This window comes from Aquiflexum sp., assembly GCF_041751335.1.
Lineage (GTDB): Bacteria > Bacteroidota > Bacteroidia > Cytophagales > Cyclobacteriaceae > Aquiflexum.
This window is the reverse complement of record NZ_JBGSXS010000435.1, coordinates 1-10,194: the sequence shown is the minus strand read 5'-3', so window position 1 is coordinate 10,194 and position 10,194 is coordinate 1. Positions and strand designations below refer to the sequence as shown.

Annotated in this window: 9 protein-coding genes and 1 pseudogene; 9 read left to right on the top strand and 1 reads right to left on the bottom strand. The window is 39.1% G+C overall.

Annotated features, from left to right (window positions below):
- Positions 1-322 precede the first annotated feature (322 nt).
- The 5 genes and pseudogenes from ACEW8U_RS22970 to ACEW8U_RS22950 all read left to right on the top strand — a co-directional run.
- Positions 323-502, top strand: a pseudogene (locus ACEW8U_RS22970) (DUF779 domain-containing protein); the annotation flags it as partial.
- A gap of 79 nt (positions 503-581) precedes the next feature.
- On the top strand, positions 582-1,742 hold the full coding sequence (locus ACEW8U_RS22965; RefSeq protein ID WP_373524393.1) for a dipeptidase: 1,161 nt from the start codon (positions 582-584) through the stop codon (positions 1,740-1,742).
- On the top strand, positions 1,742-2,479 hold the full coding sequence (locus ACEW8U_RS22960) for a VIT1/CCC1 transporter family protein (protein WP_373524392.1): 738 nt from the start codon (positions 1,742-1,744) through the stop codon (positions 2,477-2,479). The genes ACEW8U_RS22965 and ACEW8U_RS22960 overlap by 1 nt, the downstream gene beginning before the upstream one ends.
- A gap of 145 nt (positions 2,480-2,624) precedes the next feature.
- Positions 2,625-5,060 carry a DUF5686 family protein gene (locus tag ACEW8U_RS22955; protein WP_373524391.1) on the top strand — a complete coding sequence of 812 codons (2,436 nt, stop codon included), beginning with the start codon at positions 2,625-2,627 and terminating at the stop codon, positions 5,058-5,060.
- A 142-nt stretch (positions 5,061-5,202) separates the two neighbouring features.
- Positions 5,203-5,490: a hypothetical protein gene (locus tag ACEW8U_RS22950; protein WP_373524390.1), complete on the top strand. Its 288-nt coding sequence runs from the start codon at positions 5,203-5,205 to the stop codon at positions 5,488-5,490.
- A 219-nt stretch (positions 5,491-5,709) separates the two neighbouring features.
- Here the strand turns inward: ACEW8U_RS22950 and ACEW8U_RS22945 are convergent, their stop codons facing one another.
- The gene (locus ACEW8U_RS22945; protein WP_373524389.1) at positions 5,710-6,738 is read right to left on the bottom strand and encodes a DUF4407 domain-containing protein; all 1,029 of its coding nucleotides are present in this window, start codon (positions 6,736-6,738) and stop codon (positions 5,710-5,712) included.
- Between the two features lie 100 nt (positions 6,739-6,838).
- Between ACEW8U_RS22945 and ACEW8U_RS22940 the strand changes: the two genes are divergently transcribed.
- From ACEW8U_RS22940 to ACEW8U_RS22925, 4 genes are all read left to right on the top strand, one after another.
- Positions 6,839-7,687 carry an SGNH/GDSL hydrolase family protein gene (locus tag ACEW8U_RS22940; protein ID WP_373524388.1) on the top strand — a complete coding sequence of 283 codons (849 nt, stop codon included), beginning with the start codon at positions 6,839-6,841 and terminating at the stop codon, positions 7,685-7,687.
- A gap of 181 nt (positions 7,688-7,868) precedes the next feature.
- A complete protein-coding gene (locus tag ACEW8U_RS22935) occupies positions 7,869-8,171 on the top strand; it encodes an MTH1187 family thiamine-binding protein (RefSeq protein WP_373524387.1) in 303 nt (100 codons plus the stop codon).
- Positions 8,172-8,499: 328 nt separating this feature from the next.
- Positions 8,500-9,663 carry a hypothetical protein gene (locus ACEW8U_RS22930; RefSeq protein ID WP_373524386.1) on the top strand — a complete coding sequence of 388 codons (1,164 nt, stop codon included), beginning with the start codon at positions 8,500-8,502 and terminating at the stop codon, positions 9,661-9,663.
- A gap of 3 nt (positions 9,664-9,666) precedes the next feature.
- A partial coding sequence (locus ACEW8U_RS22925) for a hypothetical protein (RefSeq protein WP_373524385.1) occupies positions 9,667-10,194 on the top strand: 528 nt, incomplete at its 3' end.

The window sequence follows — 10,194 nt, the reverse complement described above, 5'->3', positions numbered from 1 at the left end:
AATTTTCTAAACTTATTAAAATCTATTGAAACGACCACAAAAACCATAAATAATTTTTTAACAAATTTTTAACATCCAAAGGATATTTGGTTATTTTCCCTTATTCTGAAAAACCTTTGGTATAATGCCAAATTCATTTTTAAAGGCACGAATAAAGTAAGTTCCATTATTGAATCCCGATATGAAACAAACCTCTAAGATCTGATATTTTCATAATTGCAAGTATTGCTTGGCAATTTTCAACCTTTCATTGAGAATAAATTCGGATGGGGAAAGACCAACTTCATTTTTGAAAGTCCTTGAAAAATGCGGTTTGCTCATATTTGAATATTGGAAACGTACCCAATTGACCTTAGATGTGAATCCGGGAAGGGGCAGCAGTTTCTCAATAGAAATCCCGATGGGCATCAGATTTATGATCAGATCAAAGCTTTTCACCATGGAAGAATTGGATAATCTAACTTCTATCAAAACAGGAGAAGAGGTCTTGGAGGAGGGTTGAATTATCAAAGAACAAAACCACTCGCTACTTTTTGTCAAAGACCATTTTTACTTATCTTCATAACCAAACTGTAAATCCTATGAAGAAACTACTGATAATACTGATTTCCCTTTTATTGATTTATTGGGTAGCCACTTTGATTGTCCCCTCCATTATAGAAAAAGGCAATAATCCGGTAAAAAACCTCCCTCCCTATGAAGTTTCTGAAGAAGCACTTTCTTTGTTCAACTCACTAGAATTTGTTGCAGATCTACATTGTGATGCACTGCTTTGGGGCAGGGACCTGACCAAAAAATCAGATTATGGACATGTGGACTTCCCCCGTATGCAAGAAGGTAACGTGGCCTTACAGGTCTTTACCATCGTCTCCAAATCTCCCAAAGGCCAAAATATGGATGCGAACAGTACCGATGCTCAGGACAATATCACCTTACTAAACATTGCACAGGGTAGACCTATTTCCAATTGGTTCAGCCTGATGAACAGAACCTTACATCAATCAGAAAAACTACAAGAATTTGGAAATGATTTTAATGAGCAGTTTATTTTCATCAAATCAAAAGAAGACTTGAATAAACTAATTCAGGCCAGAAAAACCGACCGAAATGTAATTGGAGGTCTATTGGGCATAGAAGGTGCACATGCTTTGGAAGGAAAATTAGAAAATCTGGAAAAAGCTTATGAGGCAGGTGTCCGTTTGATTGGACCTATGCATTTTTTTGACAATGAAATGGGCGGTTCGGCCCATGGCATGAGTGGGGATGGATTAACTGATTTTGGGAAACAGGTGATCAAGCGGATGAATGAACTCAACATGATCATTGATTTGGCCCATGTGTCCCCAAAAATGTACGATGATATCTTAGACTTTTCAGAAAAGCCCGTAATGGTTTCTCATACCGGAATTAGGGCTGTTGTCAATTCTCCCAGAAATCTAAGCGATGAACAGATTAAAAAAATAGCTGCAAAAGGTGGTATCTTAGGAATTGCATTTTTTGATATGGTAGTAGGTGATGATGAAATCAAAGGAATAGTTGCCAGCATGAAAAGGGTCAAAAATCTAGTCGGCATAGAACATGTAGCTTTAGGTTCAGATTATGATGGTAGTGTGGCTGTCCCTTTCGACATCACAGGTTTCCCAATTATTGTTGAAGCATTATTACGGGAGGGATTTACAGAAGATGAAATACGTGCGATTATGGGAGAAAATGTGAAAAGATTTTTAATGGATATACTCTAATGGGCCATCACGAACAAAAAATTCATCAAGAAATAAGGTTTTTGGGCAATCTCCAAAATTACCTCAGGGAGTTTGTCTATGGAGGCATTGATGGGGCAGTGACTACTTTTGCTGTGGTGGCCGGGGCAGTCGGTGCCAATTTAGATGCTTCCATCATCATCATTCTTGGGTTTGCCAACCTTTTAGCTGATGGCTTTTCAATGTCTGTTGGAGCATATCTTTCTTCAAAATCGGAAAAAGAAAACTACCAAAAACATAGAAATATTGAATATTGGGAAGTGGACAATATTCCTGAAAAAGAGAGAAAGGAAATCATTGAAATCTATAAAGCTAAAGGCTTTGAGGGCGAGCTATTGGAAAAAGTGGTTGACGTGATAATTTCTGACCGTGATCGATGGGTGGACGAAATGATGAAGGATGAACTCAATATGATTGAAGAAACCAAAAGTCCCTTCAAAATTGGGTTGGCTACTTTGATTTCATTTATTCTGATCGGTTTTATTCCCTTGATGGTGTATGTCTATGATTTTTTCAATGAGACGGTCATCGATCTTTTCTTTTGGACTAGCTTGTTTACAGGGGTTGCATTTGTGGTCATTGGCTGGCTTAAAAGTTATGTGAATCAGACCAATGTATTTAAGAGTGTATTTGAGACCCTTGCATTGGGATTTATCGCTGCTTTGGTGGCATATTTTGTTGGGGACTTTTTGGAATCGTTAATCATGAATTCCAAATAACCAGAAATATATAGACCATCCCTGTTTTTCAGCACTTATGTATTTGGGACAAACTATTTATGATGGACGAAGTATACTTACCAAAAACTAATACATCCCTACAATACATTCATTATTATTGCCATGCAGGACATCTTCAATTTTTATGGAAATTAAAAAAGTAACCCTCTTCTTTTTTATGATAATCAGTTCTTTTGCAACAGAACTGATTGCCCAAACCTTTTCAATTGAAGGACATGTCATTGATGGTAAAACCAGAAATTTAATACCATTTGCTTCCATCCAAATTTTTGGTAGTTCTAACAATAACGGGACAGTGACTGATATCAGCGGTGGGTACCGTCTTGAATTTAAATCAGGAAACGACTCCATCAGGGTTTCCCATGTAGGATATGAAAAACTAAATATTAAAGTTTCGTCCCTGAGACAAAACACGGAAATTTCCCTTCAACCCATTGCGATAACATTGGGCGAAGTACAGGTAAGGGCAGGTGAAAACCCGGCAATCCCAATCTTAAAAAAAACCATAGAAAACAAAAAGCTGAACGATCCCGATAAACTGAATACCTATAGTTTCAAAAGTTACAACAAGGTGGTCATGACTTTGGAAGGGTTGAAAGAAAGCCCCGAATATGATGACACCACAGCCCAATTTCTACAAGGTGGACATATTTTTATGGCTGAAAGCTTCTCGGAAGTAAACTTCAAAAAACCGGGAAAAAAGAATGAAACTGTCCTTGCCTCCAAAATGTCCGGTATCGAAAACCCTCTTGTGGCCATGGCCTCCAACAGCTTCCAACCCTTTTCTTTTTACACCGACCATATCAAAATCCTTGAAGTACCCTATGTCAATCCTATTTCAAATGATGGCCTTAGAAAGTACGATTATTTCCTTGAAGACAGTATTCAAAATGAATTGGGAACCACTTATGTGGTGTCTTACCAACCAAAGGAAGGAAAAGTATATCAGCTCGGAAAAGGCCTTTTTTATATTTCAGACAGGCAATTTGCCATTGAAAACATGACCATTAGCCCTTCCGACCCGGATACCAATTTGATTTTTGAAATCCAACAAAAAAACCAATGGGATGGGGAATATTGGTTCCCTGAACAATTTAACAGCATTTACTTCGCTCCTGAGATGGAGTTTCAGGGAAAAGGCCTAAAGATCATCAATCAAACTTTTATCTCAGAAGTGAAAATTAATGAACTGGAAAATAAAGTCAGATTTGGACCAATTTCCCTGAATTTTGACATACAAAATGACAAATATGATTGGAAGGACTTGAGGATTGATTCACTCTCCACGAGAGAATATCTTACCTACGTGAGATTTGACCAAATGGATGCCAAAGACAGAAGAAGGCTTAACTTACTTTCAAAAGTCCTAACACAGGTTTCCACAGGTAGGATCCCTTTGGGTTTTGTTGACCTTCTTCCTGAAAGGCTTATTCGGGTCAACAGGTTTGAGGGATTTGGACTGGGCCTCGGATTATCTTCCAATCAGACACTTTCAGATTTTTTCAGGCTGGAAGGTTACTTCCGCTACGGTTTTAAGGACAAAGGTTGGAAGTATGGTGGTGGGCTGGAATTGAATCTTGATAAGAAGTTTGATTCGAGGTTAAAATTCAATTATAATCAAGATTTGGAAGAACCCGGAAGAACCTTACTACCTAGGAGCAACTCTTTTAGTTCTGGCGGGGAAGTTTTCAGGAAAATCATTGCTGAGCGAATGGACAGGGTGGAAAACTACAGCGTAGAATTTTCCCAAATACCACTTAAAGGGATAAGATTTGGCCTTTTCGGTTCGGTTCAAAACCGGAACAATATTCTCAATTTCACCGATCTTAATCCAACTGATGGTTTTCCTCAATTCTTCAGGGCATCCGAAGCAGGATTGAATTTCAGATGGGCTGGAAAGGAAAGCCTTTCAAGAATAGGAAACAACCTCATTTCTTGGGCAGTCTCCTACCCTGTTCTCAGCGTAAGGCTATCCAAAGCCATTCCCGAATTATTCGGTGGAAATGTGGACTTTGTCAATACAGAATTCAGGTTCAATCATCAATGGAATTCAGGCAACGCCCTAAATCAGTTTAGCCTCGCGGCCCATGGGATCTGGGGAAACAACCTCCCGTTATCCTATTTGAATACAGGCTACGGGATCAATGTCGGCCAAAGAAATACTTTGGATTTTGCCTTTTCTTTTCCAGGATATCTTCAGACGATGTTTATTTATGAATTCCTTTCCGACAGAAGCCTGATGGCAAGTTATGCACATCAAACTGGGCCTTTGTTTCATAAAAAAGCAGGTAAAATAATTTTTGCCCCACAGCTGAAAATTTTTCAAAGCTTTGCGATCGGAACTTTGACCAATCCTGAGCTTTATGACTTTGTGGAATTCAAGACCATGGAAAAAGGATATTGGGAATCTGGTATTGAGCTCAACAATATCATCAAGCAAAAAGCAGGTCTACAATACAGGGGATGGGGATTGGGAGCATTTTACAGGTATGGCCCTTATGCCAATCCCAGTTTCAGCGATAACCTCACCGTCACCCTCTCTATGATAATTTCATTTTAGGTTTTGAACTATGAATAGCATCAAATTCTAGAAAAGACTTTTCCTTGTCATATCGATTAATAAAAATTGGTATTTACAGAAAAGAAATGACATCAAGTTGCCCGACAGGCAGCCGTCATCCCGAGTCCCCAACATTTTGGAAATGTTCAGAAAAGGAATGACATCAAGTTACCCGCAAGGCAGCCGTCATTCTGAGGTACGAAGAATCTCCAGAGGTCCTATTTATGTTTATTATACATTTCCTGATCCTCGAGAGACCCTTCTCCCGATAGCCATCGGGATCAGGGTGACGGCAGCTAAGAAATCTGTCATTGGTAGGCACGAAGGATCTCCAGAGGTCCTATTTATGTTTATTTTAATCATTTCCAGATCCTCGGGAGATGCTTCCTTCGTCCTGCATGACGGCTGCTCCGAATTCTGTCATTGGTAGGCAAGAGGGATCTCCAGAGGTTCTATTTATGATTATTTACATTTCCTGATCCTCGTGAGATGCTTCTCCCGATAGCCATCGGGATCAGCATGACGGCTGCTTAGATTTATGTCATTGGTAACCTAGAGAGATATCTGTTCAGCCTTGAAGGTCAAAGACTTCTCTCCTCACTATAGGCCGCCTGAGTGATTGCTGCGTTATTGACAATAATATACCATATCACCCCATTTCATTAGCCGCCCTAAAAACTTGAATGTTACGTTCACTTTTTTCTATCGCTTTGGTTGATTGCTCTTTGGAATACACCACTACCCGCAATTCGGACAAATCCACCAATTCATCATAAGGTCCCCTTGGTGAAATCAGCTTGACGAAGATCGGTGCAGTTTCCACAGCTACAAAAAGCAGCATGATCATGATATTGGCCCATTTCATGGCTTCACTTTCTTTGGTCAGCAAATGAAGAGCATCCAACCTTGCAGCCAAACCATCGAAGCCATCTATACCGGGCTGAAGCTTTTCAAATTCTGCTTCCCTTGCCAAAGTCAGTTTTCTGATCTGTGAATCCAATGTATCTATCCTGACCTGATGTCCTGACCTGATATTTTCCAGGTCAATTTGGGCAGCGTCCAATTGCTGTTCTTTCTTTTTGGCATTGGAACCCAACCCTACTATCCCACTTGTACCATCCGTTTTGGTTCCAAACCTTTCAAAATCATATTCTTGTTGTAACTTATCCCTATAGGCAACAGCTTGGGATAATTCACTTTTCAGGCTGTCCTTTTTTGCTTCAAGTTCATTAATTTCAGTAAATCCGGCTTTCAAAGCCTCTTTACTCTGGGCTATCATTTCGGTTTTTTTCTCATCCAATTTTCTGTTGATCTCTCTTTCGAAAACCTTGAGTTCCAAAGGTCTGGAAATGACGATGGCCAACAATACCGCAAATACAAGCCTAGGAATTGCCATTTTCCATTCTGCCCATGCATTGTTTCTTTTCCGCATACTGGAAACTATAAACCTGTCCAGGTTGAAAATCATCAATCCCCAAACCAATCCAAAACCAATGGCATACCATGTAGACTGGAAAACTGTATATAGCGCATAAGAGGCTGAAATAGCCGCCAAAATCCCGGTAAAAAATATGGTTCCCCCAATTCCTACATATTTATGGGTCTCAGTTGGAATCTTTGTCAATAGAGGTGCGTAGGCACCTGAGCAAAACCAAAAGAAGCGGGTAATTTTATTCATAAGTATCAAAGAGAAGATGAAGGATTAGTTCCTCAAAAAACGAGCAACATGCGGGTGAAATTATAGCCCCATCCACAAAAAATGAAAACGATGGGACGGAATGAAGCATTACGCCCATCAAATAGGCATTTTAAGGTTTGGACAAAAACTAAACCGGCCAATTGAAGCCACTTACTTTCCTGTTCACAAACGCTCAATTTTCAAAATTGCCCAAATAATGTACGTTTTTGATCTATTTAATCTGATAGAAAAATTATATTGCAAAGAAAAAACCATGAGAGAAAAATATACCCGGGCCCTAATTTGCATCCTTTTTATTTATATTCCTGTAGCATTTTTATCCTCCAGTTATGCCCAGGATCCTGACAAGTTTAAGAAAGAAGTTGAAGCTCTTTCCGACAAATATCAACAGGAAGGTTGGGAAAAAGGAGGTGTAGTATTTACCGGAAGTTCAAGTATCCGACTATGGAAAACCCTGGAGAAAGACTTCCCAAAAGCCAATATCATCAATACCGGATTTGGTGGTTCACAGACGCATAACCTGATTCAATACCTGGACAAACTGGTACTGGAATTTGAACCCAAAAAGATCTTCATCTATGAAGGGGACAATGATCTCAATGCAGGAAAACCTGTAAGGCAGATTTTAGAGGAATTCTCCGAAATCATGGAGAAAGCAACTGACAATGTACCCAATGCACAATTCTATTTTATCAGTGCCAAACCAAGTCCTTCGAGGTGGGATAAGAAAGGACAATATGAACTTTTCAATGAGCAATTAAAGCAATTTGCCATGAACCATTCCAATGCAAATTTCATTGATATTTGGACGCCCATGTTGGGCAAAGACGGAAAACCAAAACCTGAATTATTTGTAGCCGACAACCTGCACATGAACGAAAAAGGTTATGCCATTTGGAAAAAAGCCGTGAAGGCTTATTTGGATTGAGGTGAGAAGTTGGGAGATGGAAGTGGGAAGTTGAAGATTTTAGATTTTAGATCTTAGATCTTAGATTTAAGTTCCCCTAGCTATAGGGATTCATCTCGGCTCTCGCTTCTCGGTTCTCGCTTCTTGTTTCTTGGTTCTTGCCTCTTGTTTCTAAAATCTCATATCTCAAATCTCATGTCTCATGTCTCATCCAAAAAACACCATCAACCTCGGCCTCCAAATAGTCCCAAAAAGTCAAACGCTTGAAACCTATGCCCTGGTAGATAAGGCAATTGAAGTCATTCAAAAATCAGGGGTTAAATATGAAGTCACTCCATTTGAAACTGTCATGGAAGGTCCGCAGGATGAATTAATGCGGATTGCCGAAAAAGCCCAAAAAGCAGTTTTGGATGCGGGGGCTGATGAGGTTTTGGTTTACTACCGATTACATATCCGAAAAAATGCCGATGTCACCATGTTGGAAAAAACAGGCAAGTTCAAATAAAAATCAGTTTTCCTTTTTTCCTTAAATTTTTCAATCAATGCATTATTTCCTTTTTTTTGAGTAAATTAACCCTAATTGCAAATATTCTTTGAATACTGAAAATACCTAAGAAAAAAGCAATAATATCCCAAATTTCTGTAAAAATAATAACAGAAAATGTAATGGATTTCAACATATTAATCAACCATATTTAGAAGGTATTAGAGAAGCTGTAAACCAAAAAATTAAAGTTTGAACCAACAATCCTTTAATCCCCTTGTTAATTATGGATGTAGGCATTGAGGAGATTGAAAATGTACATTTAAAAACTTACACAAACCCAATATTTATGAAAAGGATTCTTGTATTTATGATCTTCGTTTTTTTTTCAGCCCACACAATTACGGCTCAGATAAAAACGGTCAGTTATAATGTCGTCAACAATGAAATCAACAGCAACAATCCATTGCCTTCCGAAGAACCTTTTTTTATAAGGGGAATTCTTCCTAATGACATAGAAATGGTGGCTGTAGTATTAAACCGAAGTGGAAAAAATCCCATTAGGGCAGATGAATATTCCTGGAAAAGGGCCTTTGACTTTGAGGTTTCCCAATATGAGGTTTTTATTTCCAACCCGTTGAGAAGCAATGAAGCTTATGATTTGGAAATGTTTTTTTACAAAAGAGCGGAAAAGGAACAGATGCAATCCATTAAATCTGCCATCAACAGAAATTTGGAATCCTACATTAGGGCCAATCTCGAAGTAACCGGTGGTGGCATCAAAACAAACAGTTCCAATCAAGTCATGATTTCCCAAATGAACCAGATAGTGGAAGATGGGTTAGAAGATTTCAGGCATTTTTTGGGAAGGGATTTCAAAGGCTTCAGTGAAATTGTCAGACAAAAGCTCGAGCAAAAGGACAGGCTAAAACTCAATAAAGCAAGGTTCAACATTCTCGGAAAAAATAAGGATGATAACGAGAAAGCAGCCTATGCTGCGCAATACATCGGAGAATTGATAGAAGTTGTCCAAAATGAATCAGATCAATACCTTGACAAAAGTCTTTTGAGCTTGGTGGATATCAGGACTGTTGCCAATTATCCCACTGAAAGAAAACCGGGAACCTTACCACTGAACATTGGTTATGCAACCATACCCATCAAGAGGAGCTTACCTTCAACAGAATATCTTCACGGTCCCTATGCCGGACTTTCAATTCCCTTAGGAAACAAAACATTTACCAAATTTCTGGGCAATGCTTCCTTTTCCACAGGGGTTTTTCTACAGAATTTCGAATCATCCCAAGGGGATCAAATTGAAGGGCAAATTATTGGCCTGCCTATTTATGCAGGACTTGGATATAAGGTTTTCAGGGTTTTCAGGTTCAATGTCGGTGCAGTCTCACTCAATATGGACAACGGTGGCGGTTTGGGTAGCCAGCATTATATACAACCATTCGCCGGCATCAGTCTGGAATTTAATATTTGGATGGGCCTTAACAACAGGAGGTAAGCCATGAAAAAGCTCTACCTGATTTTAAGTTGTTTTATTTTGGTAACGGCATTTGAATCCCAAGCACAACAAAAGGATTTTGATTGGCGCCTTGGAGTCAGTGGCGGGTACAGCAATTATTATGGGGACCTTTCTCCTCATCGTATCCGTGGCATTTCAAATTGGGATGCCATAAATCATCTTTTATATTTCAACGAAAACTACTTTGAAAAACCATCATTCAAAGTTTCTCTTGAAAAACAATTGAGTACTACTATCGGGCTGATGTTTTCTTATGGCGAATATCATTATGCCATGAGCGATAGATATATCCGCAGAGATGGCACCTTGATGCTCCAAAATCCGAACTTTGAAAGAGGACTGAATTTCAGTAACCACACCAGAGATATGGGGGTTTCATTCGTCTTTAAGGCGGACAACGACAAAATGCTTCCCGCTAATTCATGGATCGCACCCTATTTTACCTTAGGATTTGGACTGATCAATTTTGAAGTATCAGGCGATCTATTGGATGCTAATGGGCTTCGATAT

What these genes read in the sequence shown, in the direction of transcription:
- ACEW8U_RS22965 (WP_373524393.1), top strand. Translation starts at nt 582, where the DNA reads ATGAAGAAACTACTGATAATACTGATTTCCCTTTTATTGATTTATTGG.
- ACEW8U_RS22960 (WP_373524392.1), top strand. Translation starts at nt 1,742, where the DNA reads ATGGGCCATCACGAACAAAAAATTCATCAAGAAATAAGGTTTTTGGGC.
- ACEW8U_RS22955 (WP_373524391.1), top strand. Translation starts at nt 2,625, where the DNA reads ATGGAAATTAAAAAAGTAACCCTCTTCTTTTTTATGATAATCAGTTCT.
- ACEW8U_RS22950 (WP_373524390.1), top strand. Translation starts at nt 5,203, where the DNA reads ATGTTCAGAAAAGGAATGACATCAAGTTACCCGCAAGGCAGCCGTCAT.
- ACEW8U_RS22945 (WP_373524389.1), bottom strand. Translation starts at nt 6,738, where the DNA reads ATGAATAAAATTACCCGCTTCTTTTGGTTTTGCTCAGGTGCCTACGCA.
- ACEW8U_RS22940 (WP_373524388.1), top strand. Translation starts at nt 6,839, where the DNA reads ATGAAGCATTACGCCCATCAAATAGGCATTTTAAGGTTTGGACAAAAA.
- ACEW8U_RS22935 (WP_373524387.1), top strand. Translation starts at nt 7,869, where the DNA reads ATGTCTCATCCAAAAAACACCATCAACCTCGGCCTCCAAATAGTCCCA.
- ACEW8U_RS22930 (WP_373524386.1), top strand. Translation starts at nt 8,500, where the DNA reads ATGAAAAGGATTCTTGTATTTATGATCTTCGTTTTTTTTTCAGCCCAC.